The 19,870-nt window shown below is 46.5% G+C and carries 16 protein-coding genes, 1 tRNA gene and 2 riboswitches; of the genes, 10 read left to right on the top strand and 7 right to left on the bottom strand.

The window, feature by feature from the left end; all coding sequences use genetic code 11:
* Nucleotide 1 precedes the first annotated feature (1 nt).
* The 6 genes from F6X55_RS11220 to F6X55_RS11245 form a co-directional block, all read right to left on the bottom strand.
* Nucleotides 2-1,642, bottom strand: coding sequence for an ABC transporter substrate-binding protein (locus F6X55_RS11220; protein WP_153463273.1), 1,641 nt, complete (start codon nucleotides 1,640-1,642; stop codon nucleotides 2-4).
* Between the two features lie 44 nt (nucleotides 1,643-1,686).
* On the bottom strand, nucleotides 1,687-2,673 hold the full coding sequence (locus F6X55_RS11225; RefSeq protein WP_153463275.1) for an ABC transporter ATP-binding protein: 987 nt from the start codon (nucleotides 2,671-2,673) through the stop codon (nucleotides 1,687-1,689).
* Nucleotides 2,670-3,671 carry an ABC transporter ATP-binding protein gene (locus tag F6X55_RS11230; RefSeq protein WP_026772304.1) on the bottom strand — a complete coding sequence of 334 codons (1,002 nt, stop codon included), beginning with the start codon at nucleotides 3,669-3,671 and terminating at the stop codon, nucleotides 2,670-2,672. Before F6X55_RS11230 ends, F6X55_RS11225 begins: the two co-directional genes overlap by 4 nt.
* Nucleotides 3,672-4,108: 437 nt before the next feature.
* Nucleotides 4,109-4,184 (bottom strand) — tRNA-Arg (locus tag F6X55_RS11235).
* Between the two features lie 124 nt (nucleotides 4,185-4,308).
* A complete protein-coding gene (locus F6X55_RS11240) occupies nucleotides 4,309-4,467 on the bottom strand; it encodes an aspartyl-phosphate phosphatase Spo0E family protein (protein WP_153463277.1) in 159 nt (52 codons plus the stop codon).
* A 180-nt stretch (nucleotides 4,468-4,647) separates the two neighbouring features.
* Nucleotides 4,648-5,472 (bottom strand): manganese catalase, encoded by an 825-nt coding sequence (locus F6X55_RS11245; RefSeq protein WP_026772305.1) that lies wholly within the window; start codon nucleotides 5,470-5,472, stop codon nucleotides 4,648-4,650.
* Between the two features lie 231 nt (nucleotides 5,473-5,703).
* A riboswitch (SAM riboswitch) is annotated at nucleotides 5,704-5,811 on the top strand.
* A 153-nt stretch (nucleotides 5,812-5,964) separates the two neighbouring features.
* Here F6X55_RS11245 and metX point away from each other — a divergent pair.
* From metX to F6X55_RS11285, 8 genes are all read left to right on the top strand, one after another.
* The gene (gene metX / locus F6X55_RS11250) at nucleotides 5,965-7,050 is read left to right on the top strand and encodes a homoserine O-acetyltransferase MetX (protein ID WP_153463279.1); all 1,086 of its coding nucleotides are present in this window, start codon (nucleotides 5,965-5,967) and stop codon (nucleotides 7,048-7,050) included.
* Nucleotides 7,051-7,078: 28 nt separating this feature from the next.
* Nucleotides 7,079-7,187, top strand: a riboswitch (SAM riboswitch).
* Between the two features lie 83 nt (nucleotides 7,188-7,270).
* Complete coding sequence (locus tag F6X55_RS11255; protein WP_153463281.1) at nucleotides 7,271-9,055, top strand: PLP-dependent aspartate aminotransferase family protein; 1,785 nt, start codon at nucleotides 7,271-7,273, stop codon at nucleotides 9,053-9,055.
* A gap of 29 nt (nucleotides 9,056-9,084) precedes the next feature.
* Complete coding sequence (locus F6X55_RS11260; protein WP_153463283.1) at nucleotides 9,085-10,089, top strand: aliphatic sulfonate ABC transporter substrate-binding protein; 1,005 nt, start codon at nucleotides 9,085-9,087, stop codon at nucleotides 10,087-10,089.
* A gap of 24 nt (nucleotides 10,090-10,113) precedes the next feature.
* Nucleotides 10,114-10,959 (top strand): ABC transporter permease, encoded by an 846-nt coding sequence (locus F6X55_RS11265; protein WP_026570901.1) that lies wholly within the window; start codon nucleotides 10,114-10,116, stop codon nucleotides 10,957-10,959.
* A 12-nt stretch (nucleotides 10,960-10,971) separates the two neighbouring features.
* A complete protein-coding gene (locus tag F6X55_RS11270) occupies nucleotides 10,972-11,706 on the top strand; it encodes an ABC transporter ATP-binding protein (RefSeq protein WP_153463285.1) in 735 nt (244 codons plus the stop codon).
* A 29-nt stretch (nucleotides 11,707-11,735) separates the two neighbouring features.
* The gene (gene acsA, locus F6X55_RS11275) at nucleotides 11,736-13,418 is read left to right on the top strand and encodes an acetate--CoA ligase (RefSeq protein ID WP_153463287.1); all 1,683 of its coding nucleotides are present in this window, start codon (nucleotides 11,736-11,738) and stop codon (nucleotides 13,416-13,418) included.
* Nucleotides 13,419-13,438: 20 nt separating this feature from the next.
* Nucleotides 13,439-14,665, top strand: a complete 1,227-nt coding sequence (locus tag F6X55_RS11280; protein ID WP_153463289.1) for a homoserine dehydrogenase — start codon at nucleotides 13,439-13,441, stop codon at nucleotides 14,663-14,665.
* Between the two features lie 369 nt (nucleotides 14,666-15,034).
* A complete protein-coding gene (locus F6X55_RS11285; RefSeq protein WP_153463291.1) occupies nucleotides 15,035-15,751 on the top strand; it encodes a ferredoxin reductase domain-containing protein in 717 nt (238 codons plus the stop codon).
* Between the two features lie 503 nt (nucleotides 15,752-16,254).
* Here F6X55_RS11285 and F6X55_RS11290 read toward each other — a convergent pair.
* A complete protein-coding gene (locus tag F6X55_RS11290; RefSeq protein ID WP_153463293.1) occupies nucleotides 16,255-17,124 on the bottom strand; it encodes a DMT family transporter in 870 nt (289 codons plus the stop codon).
* 315 nt (nucleotides 17,125-17,439) lie between these two features.
* On the opposite strand from F6X55_RS11290, the gene F6X55_RS11295 reads away from it, so the two are divergent.
* Nucleotides 17,440-17,790 (top strand): DUF2200 domain-containing protein, encoded by a 351-nt coding sequence (locus F6X55_RS11295; protein WP_026572079.1) that lies wholly within the window; start codon nucleotides 17,440-17,442, stop codon nucleotides 17,788-17,790.
* 314 nt (nucleotides 17,791-18,104) lie between these two features.
* The gene (rlmD, locus tag F6X55_RS11300; protein ID WP_153463295.1) at nucleotides 18,105-19,586 is read left to right on the top strand and encodes a 23S rRNA (uracil(1939)-C(5))-methyltransferase RlmD; all 1,482 of its coding nucleotides are present in this window, start codon (nucleotides 18,105-18,107) and stop codon (nucleotides 19,584-19,586) included.
* Nucleotides 19,587-19,870 lie beyond the last annotated feature (284 nt).

Raw genomic sequence — 19,870 nt, forward strand, 5'->3', positions numbered from 1 at the left:
ATTAGCGACTGATATCCAGGAAGTTGAACGGTTCGCTTCCAGTCGGGTGTGGAAGGTAGTCGACTACATCCTTGCTGGCTGCAAGCGGTGGTGTCGTATGGGCGATCGGGAACCATGGCGCATCTTCATGGATGATTTCCTGTGCTTCCATATACAGTTCCGAACGTTTTTCCTGATCCATCTCAGTCTGTGCTGCTTTTAACAAGTCGTGCACTTCATCGCTTTTGTAAAAAGCGACGTTTCCTGCAGAGCCCATTTTGGCATTGTCTTTATCAAGCAATACGTACAGGAAGTTGTCAGGGTCCCCGTTGTCCCCGGTCCAGCCAAGGAAGGCCATATCGTGCTCGCCGTTTTCTGTGGCAGCCAGATGGGTATCCCAGTCGTTCTCCACGATTTCCACTTCTATGTTAACTTCCGCAAGCATTTCCTGGATTGCCTGTGCTGTAACTTTCGGCTGCGGCAAGTAAGGACGTGGATTTGCCATGGAATAAAGCGTCACTTTGAATCCATCGGCATAGCCGGCTTCAGCCAACAGTTTTTTTGCTTCTTCAATGTCGTAACCATAGTCTTCAATTTCGTCATTGTACCCCCAAAGGGAAGGAGGCATCGGATTTTTGGCAGCTTTTCCTACACCTTCGAACAGAGTCAGCAATTTTTCTTTATCAATTGCCAGGTTAATGGCCTGGCGAACCTCTTTGTTGCCCATCGGGCCTTCCTGGTCCGTGTTCATTGCCATATAACTAACGTTCATCGACGGTCTGCGGATGATTTGCAGGTTTTCATCGGACTCCGCTTGTTCAATATCCTGTGGATTCAGTCCGTTCATGACATCGATGGATCCAGATTGCAATTCCATGAAACGGGCACCGTTATCTGGAATTGTCCGGAAAATGACTTTGTCGACCTTGGCCGGCTCATCGAAATAATCATCGTTTTTAACGACCGTAATGCTGTCGTCTTTCACCCATTCTTCGAATACAAACGGTCCTGTTCCGACCGGATTTTTGAAGTAATCATCACCATATTCCTCGACCGCATCAGGACTAGCGATACCGAATGGAGGCATAGCAAGCGTGTACAAGAAAGGAGCATTCGGTTCGGATAAAGTGAATTTCACTTCGTAGTCGCCGGTAGCTTCTACCTTTTCAATGATGCCTTTCAAATTGTCCTCTGTCGCACCGAACATGTAGCCATAGTAAATGAAGTCGGCAGATGTAGCCCAGCGCTCAAAGTTGAATACAACATCTTCAGCAGTAAAATCGCTGCCATCATGGAATTTCACGTCATCGCGCAGCTGGAATGTCCAGACTAACCCATCTTCGCTAGTTTCCCATTCTGTTGCCAGTGAAGGCCTTACCTCGGTGCTGTCTTCTTTGTAGCGGACCAGCGTATCATACAACTGGTTGGTGACATAGATGGATTCACCGTCGGTAATTTGCGAAGGGTCCAGCTGAACCGAGTCGGCGCCGCGTCCGAATACAAGCGTTTTTTCACCATCCTCTCCGCTTTCTGTGTCGTCACTCGCTTCAGCAGTGTCATCCCCGGTATCCTCCGACCCGGCTTCGTCACTGCTGCAGCCGCTGGCGATCAACACAACGAATAGCAACATACCAAATAAAGTCCATAATACTTTTTTATTCATTCTTATCCCCCTTAAAGAATTTTATTTAGAATTGACGCTGGAGGTCAGTACTCAAGCGCCACTTCTTTCACAAAATGACAAGCAGCCTGTTGGCCATCCGTTGAAACCTGTTTGAGTTCCGGATTTACGTTCCGGCAGATTTCCTCTGCATAAGGACACCGGGTGTGGAATTTGCAGCCCGCAGGCGGGTTGGAAGGAGACGGAAGGTCCCCTTTAATGGTGATTCGTTCCCGTGATACTTTCGGGTCTGCTTCCGGAATAGCCGACAGCAATGCCTGGGTGTACGGGTGTTTCGGGTTTGCATAAAGTTCCTCGACTTCACCGATTTCGACGATTTGGCCGAGATACATGACCGCGACACGGTCACTGATATGATGGACGACACTCAGGTCGTGGGCGATGAACAAGTAGGTCAATTGGAATTCTTCTTGCAGTTCTTCCATCAAGTTGATCACCTGGGCTTGAATAGATACATCTAGAGCCGAAACAGGTTCATCGCAAATCACCAATTCCGGGTCCAGTGCCAGGGAACGGGCAATTCCTACACGCTGTCGTTGTCCACCGCTGAATTCATGGGGATAGCGTTGTTTATGATAGGAACTGAGCCCGACGACTTCGAGCAGTCGATCAAGCTTCTGCTTCCGTTCTCCTTTCGGCATACCGAAAATTTTCATTGGTTCGGTGATGATTTGTTCGATTGTTTTTCTTGGATTGAGGGAAGCGTAGGGATCCTGGAAAATCAATTGCATGTCGCGCCTTAGCTTTCTAAGTTTTTCGCCACGGTAGCCAGTGATATCTTCTCCATTGAAGCGAATTTCCCCGGAAGTCGGTTCCAACAGCTTTAAAATCGCGCGTCCGGTAGTCGATTTGCCACATCCGCTTTCTCCGACAAGTCCCAGTGTCTCCCCTTTGTTGACTTGAAAGGAAACACCGTCTACGGCCTTGACGGCCCTCTTTTCTTTTTCGAATAAGCTGCTTCCTTTTATCGGAAAATGCTTTTTCAAATTGTTTACTTCTAATAAAACGCTCATTCCGACACCACCTTTTCTTCATCTTCTTCATATAACAGGCATCGGACATGGTGATTTGCTGCTTGTTCTGTCCATGCTGGGTCATGGCTTAAACAGCTTTCCATTGCATGAGTGCACCTTGGCGCAAAGCTGCATCCGCCGGGAAGGGCACGCAAATCTGGAGGAAGTCCTTGGATGGCAGCCAATTTTTCCTGTTTGGCCCCGATGCGGGGAATCGAATTCATTAAACCCAGCGTATAAGGGTGCTTTGGCTGTTCAAACAAAGTATTCTTGTCTGTGTATTCGACAGGTTTTCCGGCATACATGACCATGACCCTGTCGCAAACCTCCGCCACAACGCCAAGGTCGTGGGTAATCATGATAATGGCCATTCCCAGTTCCTTTTGCAGTCTGGCCAGCAACTCTAATATTTGTGCCTGGATGGTAACATCAAGGGCGGTCGTCGGCTCATCGGCAATCAAGACTTCGGGGTTGCAGGCCAGTGCCATGGCGATCATCACGCGCTGCCGCATGCCTCCGCTGAATTCATGCGGATAGTTTTTCAAACGGCCCCGCGCTTCCGGAATCCCGACTAAATCAAGCAGTTCGACAGCCCGGTCTTTGGCCTGCTTTTTGCTCATTTTTTCATGGACCAAAATCGTTTCGACCATCTGTTTTTCCACAGTAAAAACGGGATTGAGGGAAGTCATCGGATCCTGGAAAATCATCGAAATCTCTTTACCACGAATTTTCCGCATTTGCTTTTCCGATTTTTTCAGCAAATCTTCTCCTTTAAACAAAATTTCGCCATCGACTATTTTTCCGGGAGGAGAAGGAATCAGATTCATGATCGACATAGCTGTGATACTTTTTCCTGATCCGGATTCTCCGACTATTCCGAGTGTCTCGCCGGGAGTGATGGCAAATGAAACGCCATCGACAGCTTTGACAACGCCTGATTTGGTGAAAAAGTGGGTATGTAGTTGATTGACTTCCAAAATAGGTGTTTTGGAATTCATGCTCGACCTCCTTACTGAGTGGTGGGTGTTTTCTTCGAGAATCCGAAAACATAGGTGAAGTTTAACAAATCGGACTTTTCTGAATTATCTACTTATTATACATACTATGACGAGCTTGTGGAGTTTTTCTCATTTTTCTCATAAAAAGTCTATGGGTTGGGAGGGGGCGCCTGGTTTTGCTCGAAATAGAGTGGGGATGAAGTTCCTTTTGCATGGAGAGCGACTGGGCTTTGCACTTCATAGGGAGTGTGAAGCGCGTTTTGTGAGGAGAGGGAATCGGAGTTGCACTTGATAAGGTTGTTGAAGCAGGTTTTACCAGAATCTCTCAAATGTGATTACATTCGTGATGCAGTGGCACCCGGCAAACAAACGGATCCAGAAAAAAGAGTGTCCCACAAGTCGATAAAACAACTTGGGAAACACTCTTTTTAAAAGTACGCGCTCGGAGGGATTCGAACCCCCGACAGACGTGGTACCGGAAACCACCGCTCTATCCGACTGAGCTACGAGCGCAATATAATAGGTTGTCGGTTCTCATATTCAGTTCCGACTGACAACGACTATTATACGATAATAAATTTTCGAATGCAAGAGGAAAAATACAACCAATTGAACTGGCAGTCAAAAGGCAACTGGATTATTGCTGTCGTTTTTGTTGTTCCAGCTGGTTGATGGCCTTGTCCAATGTTTGTGATATTTGGAGTACTTCTTGTCCACTCGGATTATTATTGTATGCTTCATACATTTTAACCCGCAATGCTTCGATTTTTTCTTCTAATTCTTGCAAGTAAACCATGACTGCCCTCCAGGAAAAGTGTATCACGGTATGTACTTCCCTGGATCAGCGGAAAAAAAACAATGAAAAAAGTGATCTTTCAGCTTGTAATCAAACCCCGAGGGATAAAGCTTAGCTACAAACAAATCTAAAAAAATAGACCTGTGCACCGTGACGCGTGCACAGGTCTGTTTCACTTGTTTATTTATCAAGGGGAGGTGTTGCATGTACATAAGGAGGAGCTGGTTTCAGTTCTGGTTTTCCTCCAAAGCCTACCGGTTCGCTTTCATATTGGAAGTCATGGCCATCGGGCGCATTGCCAGAAGCCCAAATACCGCGTGCACTATCCTCGCCTTCAGAAAAGTTGTACAGTTTATGAGAGAAATCCAATGCTTCCCATTCAGCCGGCACGGTGGTAGGAGTGATTTTGCCGCCTTCTTTTTCTTCTAATTCCTGCAGGGCTGCCATCCATTGGTTTTGATGCATGGTATCTCTGGCCAACAGGAAGGAAAGCATGTCTTTGACACCGCGATCTTCCGTCAATTCATATAGACGGGCAACCTGCAATCTTCCTTGCGACTCTGCGTTCAGGTTTGCGCGCATGTCTGCCATCAAGTTGCCGCTGGCGATGATATATCCTGCGCTCCATGGCACGCCTGCACTGTTTTCCGGAGTGGCTCCGAGTCCGGAAACAATTGCGTGATGCGGATTCATGCCACCCATGATTGCGCCGATCACAGGGTCTTCGGCCGCTTTTTCCTGTTCATTGATTGGCGCTCCATCCAGTAAACGTGCAACCATAGTGGCGATCATTTCTACGTGGCCGAGTTCTTCTGCGCCAGTATCCATGATCAAGTCTTTATACTTTTCATTTCCGCGCGTATTGAAACCTTGGAATAAATACTGCATCGCTACAGACATCTCACCGAATTGTCCACCTAAAATTTCTTGCAGCTGCTTGGCGAAGAGTGGGTCGGACTTTTCTGGTTTTGCATGATACTGAAGTTCTTTTCTGTGAAAAAACAAGTGAAAAACCACCTTTTTAAGTAATTTGTCTGTTTTCGTCTGACTTCGATATCGCTGACGGGCCCGTCCTTTCGCGACAGTTAACCTCTTCCCGCAAGTCACAACGGATAAACGGATTATTCTTACTTTTTCTTGATAATGATTTTAAAAAATGAAATAGGCAGAAAACCTGTTGACAGGTCTTCTTCTACATGCTAGAATTCTGGTTAAATCAAAATGGAATATTGCGAATACTTATCCAGAGAGGTGGAGGGACTGGCCCGATGAAACCCGGCAACCTTTAAGCCACGGCTTAAAAAGGTGCTAATTCCTGCTGAGCGAAAGCTTGGAAGATAAGGAGTGAATTGATAACCAATGCCTCTCTATCTTCTGGAGAGGCATTTTTTATGTCTTCCTGGACAGTGAACAGGGGGAAAGACAACTGGAAAAGTGATAGATGGATTGAGAAATAATCGAATTAATTGAAAACAAGAAAGGTGGTGGATCCGTCGTATGGAAGTGAAAACAGCTGTCGAGAGGAAGACCGGTACAGTCAACATAGGAGAGCTCGAGTTGGAATCCGGTACCGTGATCCAGGAGGTTGAGCTTGCCTACGAACGGGTTGGGTTGGCCGAAGCACCGGCAATCCTTGTCTGTCATGCATTGACAGGAAGCCAGCATGCAGCGGGCGATCAGGATATGCCTGGCTATTGGGCAGAAATGATCACCCCTGGAGGTTTTATCGATAGCGATCGATTCCAAATTATATCGTTCAACGTACTGGGCGGCTGTAATGGTTCGACCGGACCGCTTAGTATAGATCCCAAGACGGGAGAACCCTACCAGGCCAAATTTCCGTTTATAACGGTCCGTGATATGGTCCGTGCCCAGCATCTGGCACTGGAAAAACTGGGTATCAACCATTTAGCTGCTGTTATTGGCGGTTCGCTCGGCGGAATGCAGGTGTTGGAGTGGGGAGTGATGTATCCCGGTAAAATGGATCGTTTGATTCCCTTGGCTGTCACGCCTTACTTGACCGACTATGCGATTGCATTCAACAATATCGCAAGACTTGCCATCCTGCATGACCCGAATTGGAACAACGGCAATTATACGGAAGAGACCATACCGGAAAGCGGATTGAGTCTGGCACGTATGGTGGGCATGATCACATACCGGTCGGGAGATTTGTTCAATGAACGTTTTTCCAGGAAACAGCGCGCACCTGCCGGCAACTTCCACGATGAAATTGCCTATGAAATCGAATCCTACCTTGATTACCAGGGGAAAAAGCTGACCAAGCGTTTCGATGCCAACAGTTATCTGTATTTGTTGAAGGCGATGGATACCCATGATATCGGACGCGGACGTGGTGGGTGGCAGAAAGCTGCTTCCCGGATCGAAGCACCGGTAACAGCGCTGGGCTACAGCGGAGATTTGCTATTCCCTCCTGGTTCGCTGGAACAGTTTATCGGCCAGTTGAAGCACATCGGAATAGAAGCGGATTACACATTGATCGATACCAGTTTCGGGCATGACGGTTTTCTGGTCGAATTTGAAAAGTGGGGAAGCATCATCAAATCAGAATTGGAAGCTTGATAAGCTAATGAAGACAATTTAATAAGCACTCTTATCCAGAGAGGCTGAGGGACTGGCCCGATGAAGCCCGGCAACCTTCAAGTCGAATTGACTTGAAAGGTGCTAATTCCTGCAGGAGAGATCCTGACAGATAAGAGGAGAGATTGTATGAACAGTCCTCTTCTTAGGAAGAGGACTTTTTATTTTAATTGAAAAAAAGAGTTACGGGAGGAAAAGAAACATGGCAAATACTTACGATTTAGAAACGTTATCACTTCATGGCGGCCAATCACCGGATCCGACAACAGGGTCGCGTGCTGTCCCGATTTATCAAACTACTTCTTATGTGTTTCACGATACAGAACACGCAGAGCGCTTGTTCGCTCTGGATGAACCTGGAAATATTTATTCTCGATTGGGCAACCCGACAGTCGACGTTTTTGAAAAACGCCTGGCTTTATTGGAGGAAGGAGTTGCAGCAGTCGGTGTAGCTTCTGGTATGGCAGCTATCACATTATCGATTCTTAACCTGGCCAGTGCAGGGGATGAAATCGTAGCTGCCACCAACTTATACGGCGGTACGTACAATTTGTTCTCGACCACCCTGCCGCGTTATGGCATCAAGGTCAACTTTGTCGATCCGACCGATCCTGAAAATTTCCGCAAGGCGATTACGGATAAAACCAAAGCGGTTTATGGAGAAATCATCGGGAATCCAAGCTTGCATGTGCTCGATGTCGAAAAAGTCGCGGAAATTGCCCACGAAAATGGATTGCCGCTGATCATTGACAATACCTTTGCCACGCCGCACTTATGCAAACCAATCACATTAGGAGCCGATATCGTGATCCACTCAGCAACCAAATGGATTGGAGGGCATGGCACTTCGATTGGCGGGGTGATCGTCGATGGTGGAAGATTTGATTGGAATTCGGAAAAATACCCGCAGTTTACGGACCCGGATCCGAGCTACAATGGCATCCGCTATGCAGTGGATTTCGGAACATTGGCGTTCAGCACTAAAGTAAGGGTGCAGCTGCTGCGTGATTTCGGAGCTTCGCTGAGTCCTTTCAACGCCTTTTTGCTGCTGCAAGGCCTGGAAACTTTGCATCTGCGCGTCGAACGGCATAACCAGAATGCGCTGGAGCTTGCCCGTTACTTAAAGGACCATCCGGCAGTGGACTGGGTGTCCTATCCAGGATTGGAGGAGCACCCGTCCCACCAGCAAGCGAGTGAAACCTTGCGGCATGGATACGGTTCGATTGTCAACTTCGGCATCAAAGGCGGCAAAGAGGCCGGCCGAACGTTGATAAACAATGTCGCTTTATGGTCGCATCTAGCCAATGTCGGGGATGCCAAATCGTTGATCATCCATCCGGCTTCGACGACCCACCAGCAGCTGTCCCCGGAGGAACTGGAAGCGACGGGGGTCAAAGCGGAGCTCGTCCGGTTGTCGGTGGGGATCGAGTCGGTGAGAGATTTGATCAACGATTTGGATGCAGCATTGGCAAAAGCGACTGGGCAACAAAAGGAGAGCGGACCAGAAATAGTCATCAACGATGAGGGAGTAATCCGCTGGGCATTGCAGTCCCCGACAGAACGTGTCGAATCCGATGGGGAAGAGCGCCAACGTCAAAAAACATTGGCGATTGTCGGGTTGAGTGGTAAAGAGGCAAGGCCGAGCCACCGTCTTGCCAGAAAAATGCAGCGGCTTGGCTATAAAATCATCCCGGTGAATCCGCGGGAAACGGAGATTTTAGGTGAAAAGGCGTACCCAGATTTGAAAAGCATTCCGGAACCGATCGATATTGTCCAGGTATTCAGAAGTCCGGAAGCTGCAATCGGAATCGCACGCGAAGCAGCGGAGGTCCGGCCAAAAATTTTCTGGCTTCAAGAAGGAGTGGTATCCGATGAAGCTGCCGAAATAGCGAGAAATGCTGGACTCCAAGTGGTTCATAACCGCTGTACGTATAAAGAGGCACAACGCCTGCGAGGAACAATTACGACTTATGCTTGTGAAATATAAGACGGATACCAACGACGAGGAGGATAACCATGGATCGCATACCACTGATAGATTTAAGAAGTTTTTTGGCTCTGACAGCTCTGACGGTGATTATTATCGTCACTGCCGGCTGTTCATCGAGCGCAAGCTCTGAAGGAGCGCCGGATAAGATACGGCTTGACTATGCGTACTATTCACCGACCAGCCTGGTGTTGAAAAAGTTCGGCTGGGCAGAGGAAGAGTTTGAAGAAGAAGGGATCGAGATAGAATGGGCACTAAGTCAAGGCAGCAACAAAGCGCTGGAATTTTTGAACAGTGACAGTGTCGATTTTGGATCGACTGCCGGCGCTGCAGCGTTGATGTCGAAAGCAAACGGAGCGCCGATCAAGAATGTGTATATTTATTCAAAACCGGAGTGGACTGCATTGGTCACCTCGAAAGGTTCCGGAATTTCCAGTCTTGAAGACTTGAAGGGAAAAAAGGTGGCGGCCACACTTGGGACGGATCCATACATTTTCCTCTTGCGTGCTCTTGAAGCAGAAGGAGTTCCAGCAGATGAGTTGGAAATCGTCAACCTGCAGCACGGCGATGGGGCATCTGCCTTGACGTCCGGACAGGTGGACGCATGGTCCGGGCTTGACCCGCACATGGCTCGATTGGAACTCGAATCGGATGCAGAGCTTTTTTACCGGAATCCCGACTTTAATACGTATGGTTTCCTGAATGTCCGCGAGGAGTTTGCGGAAAAACATCCGGAATACGTTGATCGGGTCATCAAGGTGTACGAAAAAGCGAGGAAGTGGGTTCAGGATAATCCGGAGGAAGCTGCCGAGTTATTGGCAGAAGAAGCGGAGATTAAAGAAGAGGTCGCGATCAAACAGCTGGAAAGAAACGATTTTTCCGAACCTGTTCCCGGCGAAGTACATCGTGACGCTTTGATTGAGGCCGGAAAAGTGCTGCAGGAAAGCGAAACGATTGATCCGGAAGCCAATATCGAGGAATTGACAGACGAACTAATCGATCCATCTTTCGCGGAAGAAACAATATCGGAGTAAAAAAGTCAGAGAGGAGGACCAGACATGGCCAAAAATCAAAGTGAAGTGAGCGGTGTCTTCACAACGGGAAGCAAAAGCCAGCCATCGACAATCAAACCGAAAAGTCCGTTCACCCATCCCTTGTTATTGGGGAGCATTTTTCCGGCTTTGTTGGTGGTGGTTTGGGAATTGTTAAGCCGTTCGGAAGTCTTTCCAGCCTATCAGCTTCCTGCCCCGTCCGTCATTTTAGAGACAATTGTCGGGATGGCGGAAGATGGCACACTCTGGGGACATGTCGGCATCACCTTCTACCGGGTGTTGATGGGCTTTCTGTTAGGAACGGCAGCAGCCGTCGTGCTCGGTTCGTTGGTCGGATTTTATAAACATGCCGAAGCGCTATTCGATCCGCTGATCCAAGCCTTTCGTTCCATCCCTTCCCTAGCCTGGGTTCCACTGTTCATTTTATGGATGGGAATCGGCGAGCCGTCGAAGATCGCCATGATTGCAGTCGGCGTCTTCTTTCCGGTTTATTTGAATATTGTCAGTGGCATAAGCGGCGTCGACCGAAAATTAATCGAGGTTGGGAAAATGTATGGATTGAATACATTTCAGCTGGTGCGAAGGATTATTCTTCCGGCAGCCTTGCCTTCCTTTTTGGTCGGATTGCGCAGTGGGCTTGGATTGGGCTGGATGTTTGTCGTGGCAGCGGAATTGATGGGTGCGAGCCAGGGGCTTGGGTATTTGCTGGTAGTCGGCCAGAATACACTAGCTCCGGAAACCATTATAGCGAGTATTGTCTTGTTCGCAGTAATCGGAAAGCTGTCGGACTGGGTACTGAAAAAACTGGAGACCCGGACATTGCATTGGCAGGATCGGGCTGCAAAATCGTAAGGAGGTAAAGCGGTGAGTCTTCAATTAGAAAGAGTGGGAAGGACGTTTGCAGGAAAAGCAGCTGTCCAGGATGTTTCCTTCCGAGCGGAACCTGGTGAAATCATCGGTCTTCTCGGAACCAGCGGCTGCGGTAAAAGCACCCTGTTGCGTGCCATCTCCGGACTGGATACCGAATTTGACGGCTTGATCGAAATCAATAATAAGAAAGTGGACGACATACAGAAGACGACTGGGTTTATGTTCCAGGAGCCACGTTTGCTGCCTTGGCTGAATGTTCTCGACAATGTCACCTTCGGCCTTGAGGGAAACAGAGAGGAAAAGAAAAAAAAGGCAGGCCGTTACTTGGAAAGTGTCGGACTTGCCGACAGTGAAAAATTGTATCCAAAGCAACTTTCAGGCGGAATGGCACAGCGTGTGGCAATTGCACGTGCTCTGGCCACCTCACCGGAAATTTTGCTGCTGGATGAACCGTTCAGTGCTCTCGATGCGTTTACCAAAATGCAGCTGCAGGATTTACTGCTTGAAGTGTGGAGGAGTTATCAATCGACAATGGTCCTGGTGACCCACGATGTGGATGAAGCTGCCTATTTATGCGATCGGATCATCGTGCTTAGGGGACAGCCGGGCAAGGTGGAACGAGAAATCACGATTACAGAGCCAAGACCGAGAGAAAGAGGAAGCAGTGAGCAGGCTGCTTATAAGGCGGAAATTCTCGCCAGCTTGGACTTAACAACAGATACAGCTTGACCAAGCTGGATACATAGAGGAGGTACAACATGACAGGAAATGATGTGAAAATACTTGAAGCCGATAAAGGCAAACACAATTTAACAGACTATCGTCGTGTGGCTGCGGAATTCTCCTGGGAACAAGCCGCAGAACAGCTAAACTTATCCAAAACCGGCAACTGGAATGCAGCTTATGAAACGATCGACCGTCACGTTGCCGAAGGGTATGGCAACAAGACTGCTTTATATTTTGTCCAGGAAGCATACAACGAGAGCTTCACGTTCGCCGAGGTAAAAGAAAAAACGGATCACTATGCCCGGGTATTGAAGGAACAGGGAGTCGGCAAAGGGGATCGTGTATTTGTCTTCCTTCCCAAAACCCCGGCTTGTTACTTTTCCATCCTGGCCATCATCAAAATAGGTGCGATTGCCGGTCCGTTGTTTGAAGCATTTATGGAAGAGGCAGTAAAAGACCGGATGAATGACTGTGGAGGCACCGTCTTGATTACGGACGACCAGCTAATCCAGCGGGTTCCTCAAACGGAAATCCCCAGCTTACAAACGATCTTGCTGGTCGATCGAATCGAAGCAGCCAAACCAGAGGCTGTGACGGAAGAAGAACTGGTCGAATGGGTCAATCCGGAGGACGGCATGTTGATTCACTATACAAGTGGATCGACAGGAAAGCCAAAGGGGGTGCTGCATGCGCATAGAGCTGTCGTCCATCACTTTCAATCAGGGCGCTGGGTATTGGATATCCAGGAAAACGATGTATATTGGTGTACCTCCCATCCTGGCTGGGTTACAGGCAGTGTATATGGTTTGTTCGCACCATGGCTGAACCGGGCGGCTGTTGTCATCCAGGCGGGCCGTTTTCGGGCGGAAAACTGGTATCAGATCATCGCAGACTTCGGCGTCACGATTTGGTATAGTGCACCTACCGCTTTTCGCATGCTGATGGCACAGGGGGAGTTATATAAACAATATAACCTGGAGTCGCTTCGTCATATTTTAAGCGTCGGAGAGCCCTTGAATCCCGAAGTCATCAATTGGGCGTGGGACAACTTATCACTGCGGATTCATGACACGTGGTGGATGACCGAAACGGGGGGGCATTTGATTGTCAATCTTCCATCAGAACCGATAAAACCAGGGTCGATGGGGCGTGCCTTCCCTGGAATTACCGTCGGAATTTTGGACGAAAGCGGAAAAGAACTCCCGGCTGGAACAATCGGTCAGTTAGCAGTGAAAACGCCGTGGCCAGGGCTGATGAAAGAAATTTGGGGAAACAAGGATAAATTTGCTTCCTATTTTCTATATGAAGGCTGGTATGTCTCCGGCGATCTGGCGGTACAGGATGAAGATGGCTATATCTTTTTCCAGGGCAGAAGCGATGACATGATCAATTCGGCCGGTGAGCGAATCGGTCCCTTCGAAGTGGAAAGCAAGTTGATCGAACATCCTGCAGTGGCAGAAGCGGGAGTGATCGGTAAGCCTGATCCGCTGCGCGGTGAGCTGGTAAAAGCGTTTATCACCCTGCGTTCGGGATACGAAGAAACATCTGAGCTGCTTGAGGAGCTGCGCGTCTTTGTCAAAACAAACTTGGCGGCACATGCAGCCCCGCGGGAAATAGAAGTAGTCGAAGAATTACCGAAAACAAAGATAAGCGGCAAAATCTTGCGTCGGGAATTGAAGCAGCGGGAGCTCGACAAGGTTGGCGCAACCTCTTAACAAGGAACAGGAGGAGAACTATGACGACAATCAAAGTGGCATTGCTGGGTTTTGGGACAGTTGGCAGCAGTGTTTACCAGACTATTCAATCCCGACGTAGCAAGTTCGAAAGATTAATAGGAAAAAAGGTGGAAATCGTCGGGGTATTGATCCAGGATGAGACAAAACACCGGAATATCGCCGATGGGATTTTGGTAACCTCTTCGTTTGAAGAGTTGCTTGCCATTCCGGAGATCGACGTGATCATCGAAGCGATCAACGGCATTGAACCTGGAGCCGGTTATTTAAGCCGTGCCTTAGAAAAAGGGATCCATGTGGTGACTGCCAATAAAGAGCTCCTTGCTCATGAAGGGCAATCATTAAGGGAAACGGCAGCTAAGGGGCATGCCCAACTCAAATTTGAAGCAGCCGTTGCAGGAGGAGTCCCGATAATAGGGACACTGCAGCAACTATTACAGGTAAATGAAGTTTCGAACGTGGAAGCTATTTTGAACGGAACATCCAATTACATCCTTACGGAAATTGCAGAAAACCAAGTAGGCTTTCAAGCAGCGTTACATTCTGCCCAAAAGCACGGATATGCAGAAGCAGATCCAGGAAATGATGTGGATGGGTGGGATGCTTTTTATAAGCTGATGATTTTGTGCGAGTTACTGCTAGGTAAACAGCCTGATTGGACGCAAGTATCAAGACGCGGCATTCGTGGTATCACGCTTGCCGACATCCAGGTTGTCGAAACGGCCGGTTGGAGGATCAAGCATATCGCCAGTCTCCAGGTTAAGGAGGAGAAGGCACAGCTTCGCGTAGAGCCGATGGCTGTTCCGGAAGGTCATCCGTTATATGAGGTGTCGGGAGTAGATAATGCAGTATCCATTCAAGGCGACTTAGCCGGGAATTTAAAATTACAGGGACCAGGGGCCGGTGCATTGCCTACTGCAAGTGCCATTTTGGAAGATTTCGTCCAATTGTATAAGGAGTCCGACAACAGAAACCGATCAATTGATGCGTCGATTTTGGCAGAAGATTCGAATCGATTACAGGATTGGTTGGCGACGGCCCCCTCCATACCGAAAACTGCTGCTGTCAAACAGCGTTGGAAAGGCAAGCAGGCTGACAACAACGCCTACCTGGTTTCTGCTACTGAAGGAGAGCTTGAGAAATTACTGCAAGCCGGTAAAATCTGTAACTTCTTTAGATTGGCAGGAGCTGGTCGGGAGATTGCGGACACTGTTCCGATATTGATTTAAGCTTCCGTTTATCGATATGTAAAAATCTCTTTATCGGTTGATCACTAGCAAAAGTGTTTGAAGAAAAAAGGTAAATATGAATAGTGGATAATATGGTTGATATTATCCACTATTTTTTTGGCCTTTATTATAAGAGGGGCTAGACTATAGGGTGACTATTCCAGGGTGTTAGTAAACTTCATATCAACAAAGCATTAGAAAGCGATATTGAATAAATACGAGTTTGAAACGATGAATGATTGAAGCAAGAGATGTTCAAAAACGCTAGGAACTTTAAAATATTCAACTAAATTAATTGAGAATTGTTATCAATTAGTGTATATTAGATAGTAACGAACGATACCAATAATTCAGTGAGGAGAGTATCCGATGCAAATATACTGGACTAAAATTAATGATATAATCGAGGAAACGCCGGAGGTTAAAACTTTTCTGCTCAACCGTCCGGAAGGTTTTATATGGGAAGAAGGTTCCCATACCCACTTCGCACTGGAAGGTTTCAATGCCGGGGATAAACCCAACCGCAGCCTGATCCGCCATATGTCAATTTCTACTTTGCCGGACGAAAATACTATCGGTATTACTACACGCATCAGGGAGCAGTGTTCTGAGTTTAAATCGCTTTTAAGGAATCTTGAAATTGGCAATGAAGTTGCAATATTTAAAACCCATTCAAATGTTCCACTTAAAAGAGAAGACAAAAGTGTTTATTTACTGTCATCAGGTGTCGGCCTGGCCACTTTCAGACCGCTTGTACTGGATTATTTCGAACGTGCTGACAAAATCAATCAAATCCATTCCTTGAATATCGAATCATCAAATGATTTCTTATTCACCAATCTATTTGAATCGGCACCTGACAAGAAGTTCACAGCAGAGTTCGTCGACAACCGTAAAGAATACTATGAAAAAGTGAAAACTCTTGCTGCAGACAAGGACGGTCTTTTCTATGTTGTTGGCAGTGACGAGTTCCTTGTACAGAATATTGAATTACTTCGTGAGCAGGGCATCAAGCCAGAACAGATTATGCTCGATAAGCATGAACAACAACTGCCAGAGTTTTTATCATTGGATTTATCGGTTTAAATGGGACGAAATATTTTCTTGGGAACGACCGAGTGCAATTTTATGCTGAGTTAGAGCAACTAATACATCGAGTGATTTACACGATATAATCTGAAGAGAATCGCTACTCCTGATCAAAGGCGCTATTTGAATAAGAGTGCCCTCTTTTTTTAGTTAGATTATTGAGAGGAAGGAGAAAGTTTGTTCAGGACCTATTACTCTCAATATAACAAGAAAATCTATTATGAGATCCACTGCGATGCCCATCTACCGGTATTTTTATATATACATCGCTGTCCTGGGGCTGGTTTCTAGGACTTTAGAGAGTACTGCAGAAAAAAAGCATGAATAATTCCAGAACCATTCAATAAGCCTGATTTTCCTTGGTTCAGATTTTGCCAATTTATACAGTTGCTTTTGGAGACATGCGTACAGTAGGGCGTGTCTATACAGGATGGGCTCATCGCAGATCTTCTACAGAGAAGAACTTTTCCAGAATCAGGATTTGCCGCACTGGAAGATTCTCAGTCTGACTGCTTCACACTGAGGACAGTGATAGTAACCAGTATGAGCACCATTCCGAGAATTTGGATAACAGTCAAATGATCATTGAGAAGCAGAACGCCAAATAATGATGCTGTAACTGGCTCCACCATGGCTACCATCGAAGCTGTTGTCGGGGCGGTCCATCGAATGCCAAAGATATACAATATAAATGAAATTCCTGCACCCACCAAACCTAAAAGAAGAAACCATCCTACATCATTTGATGTTAACGCGGCAGCTGCTTCCCCCTTGTCTGCAAGAAGCAAAAGGATGAGAACAAAAGAAAAAAAGGCGACGGTTAACGTTGTCTGTGGTTTGCCGATGGAGGAGGCATTTTTGAATCCGAATATAAACAATGCATAGGCAAGGCCAGCAGCAAGACCAGCAGCCGCTCCCAGAAAACTCACTGAAATTGAATCGGTGTTGTAGGCGCCTGTAAGCAGGGTAATTCCTATAAGCACGCCAAAAATGCATCCCCATTTAAACCAGGTTGAACGTTCTATTCGTAATAAAAAGGAAATTAAAAGAACGAAAACGGGTGCAGTGTACATTAAAGTAGCTGCAACAGCAATACTGGAAGCTTGGATGCTTAAAAAATATAAAGTGAAATTTCCGGCAACACCAACTCCTGCCAATAGGGACCACAGGTATAACCGAGCAGAGGATGTCCAATTTTGTCTAAAACGAAAGAGAAACCACGTCAAAAAACATATAAACCCAACACCTCCCCGGTATAGGGAGATCACAATAGGGTCCCAGCCCTTGTTCATTAAAATATCGGCAATTCCCCCACTAATGCCCCAGCATATAGCGGCAAGTATAACCAAAACTAACCCTGCCAACCTCATCGTCTGCCTCCTAAGATAAATGGTGCGAATTTTTTATTCTAAGTGGCTGCCGTGGTGAAGAAAGTGCAATGGACACCAACCCGTTAAACGTTTCTATTCATAAGCAAGTTTTTAAAAAAAGGTATAACGGTATTTCCTTTCATTTCTCAAAAATAAACCTCTCTGGTTTGCTCTTTCTACATTCATACGAAAAACCCCTTGATTAGTACACTTTTTTGGTTTTAATGGGAAATAGGGAATAATTCCAGGGTTACATGTTCCCAACTACTTTTCATGATATTATAGAGGAAAAATCTACATACGAGGAGGTGAATCATGCCGAAACATAAGATTTATACCATGAGTTTCGCAAGTGTGTATCCCCATTATATAAAGAAAGCGGAGAAAAAAGGACGCACGAAAACGGAAGTGGATGAAATCATCCGTTGGTTGACTGGATATACCCAGGAAGGGTTAGAAGCACAGCTGGAAAAACAAACAGACTTTGAGACCTTCTTCGCGGAAGCTCCCGGGATGAATCCGTCGCGAACGTTAATTAAAGGCGTAATCTGCGGGGTGCGAGTGGAAGACATCGAAGAACCAACAATGCAGGAAATCCGCTATTTGGATAAACTGATCGATGAATTAGCAAAGGGAAAAACGATGGAGAAAATCTTGCGGAAATAATCATCTGATACAGAGAAACACCGATTCTATTGATGGCAATAGAATCGGTGTTTTTTAATGATTATATAAGAGAAGCCCGAAAATGTTTACAAGGAAAATGTAAACCGAACTTCCTTACACTGTCTAAAACTGTAAACATAAGGTGAAGCGATTGTTTGCCACGATGGCTGATCTATTCAAAGAAGAATATTAATTAGCAGAAGAAGGACTACCCAACCCAGTATTTGGTTGTGAGCTTTTTTAGGTGTGGGTTTTACTGTTGTCATTTGGTGGTTTATAATGGAGTGTCACAAGAAGAAAGATGGGAAGTGCCTATGAAAAAACGTAAGCATAGTGGAGATAATAGATCGACAACAAAACACAATTCATCGACTAAAGCTCACTCAAAAAAGCATTCAAAAGTGGCCACACGAAATAAATCACAAGGCAAGAACCCGCATAAAAGCAAGCGTCCAGGTAACAAGAAAAGTGTAACCGTAAAGGTGAACTGTACAGGGCTCACCAATAATGGAAAAGGGATTGTCCATTGGGAAGGTAAACAGCTGGAGGTAGAGCATCTACTACCTGGCGAAACGGCTGAAATAACGGTGTCCACCAGTGGGAAAAACATTGCTGCGGAACTGAAACGAGTAATAACTCGGTCCGAAAACCGGGTCGACCCAGCCTGTTCTTATTATTACGAGTGCGGGGGATGTCAACTGCAGCATATGAACGACCGCGCGCAAATGCATTTCAAACAGGAAACGATAGATAAATTGATGAAACCGTTCGGTAAACCAGCACCCATTTTATCCATGGACCATCCCTATGATTATCGGAACAAAAGTCATACGACATTCGGTTTGAATAAGGATCGACAAATTATTGGCGGACTTTACGCCCAGAATAGTCACCGGCTTATTTCGATGGATCGGTGTCTCATTCACGATCCGAAAGCGGACGAAATTTGGCAAACCATCAAGGGGATGATGAAATCTTTTAAAATCCAGCCATATAATGAAGATACTGGACAAGGCTTCCTGCGCCACGTACTGGTAAAGGTCGGCAAGGTGAGCGGGGAGATCATGGTGGTGTTGGTTGTAGCTTCCCCTGTATTCAAGGGAAAGAATAATTTTGTCAAAGCACTCAGGAAGGCCCACCCAGAAATCACAACCATCCTCATGAACGTGAATAACCGGAAGACGAGCATGGTTTTAGGTGACCAGGAAAAAGTACTGTTCGGAAAAGGGACGATAACAGACACCTTGTGTGGACTGAAGTTTGATATTTCCGCTAAATCCTTCTATCAAATCAACCCTGTTCAGACGGAAAAGCTATATGCAAAAGCCATTGAGATGGCGAAATTGTCCGGAAAAGAAACGGTAATCGATGCCTACTGCGGTATCGGTACGATTGGTCTGATTGCCAGCCAAAAAGCAGGCAAGGTCATAGGGGTGGAGCTGAATAAGGATGCGGTTCGAGACGCCATCCATAACTCCAAGCGCAATGGCGTGAAAAATGCCCGTTTCTATCAAAGCGATGCTGGTGAATTCATGGTACAGATGGCAGCGCGCGGTGAGAAAGCGGATGTCGTCATCATGGACCCGCCTCGAAGCGGAAGTGATGAAGCGTTCTTGTCCAGTGTGGTGAAACTGAAGCCGAAGCGTGTCATTTATGTGTCCTGTAATCCGGAGACGCAGGTACGGGATCTGAACTATTTGACCAAGAACGGGTATGAGGTGAAAGGTATCCAGCCCGTGGATATGTTTCCGCAGACGGTGCATGTTGAGACGGTTGTGTTGATAGAACGCAAATAGCCTTATATCAAAGGCTTTGAAGGGTTTTAAGTAAGTATTTAAGTGTGTGTTATGTTTCCTCAGACTAATAAGTTTGAGGAAATTTTGCTTAAGGGGTTAAGGTTTGGGTTTTGCATTAAGTTTATTGTGCATGCCGGAATTACTATACCTAGCAGAATTGAAATATTTGCCATGAACATTTACCATGAGACTATAGCACTCTGCTCGGAAAGGATGAAGTATAATTGAAAAGATTATAAAGTAATCTATAAAACACCTAGTGAAAAATCATTTAAACTTTTCAC

It is taken from the genome of Sediminibacillus terrae, from assembly GCF_009602435.1.
Lineage (GTDB): Bacteria > Bacillota > Bacilli > Bacillales > Amphibacillaceae > Sediminibacillus > Sediminibacillus terrae.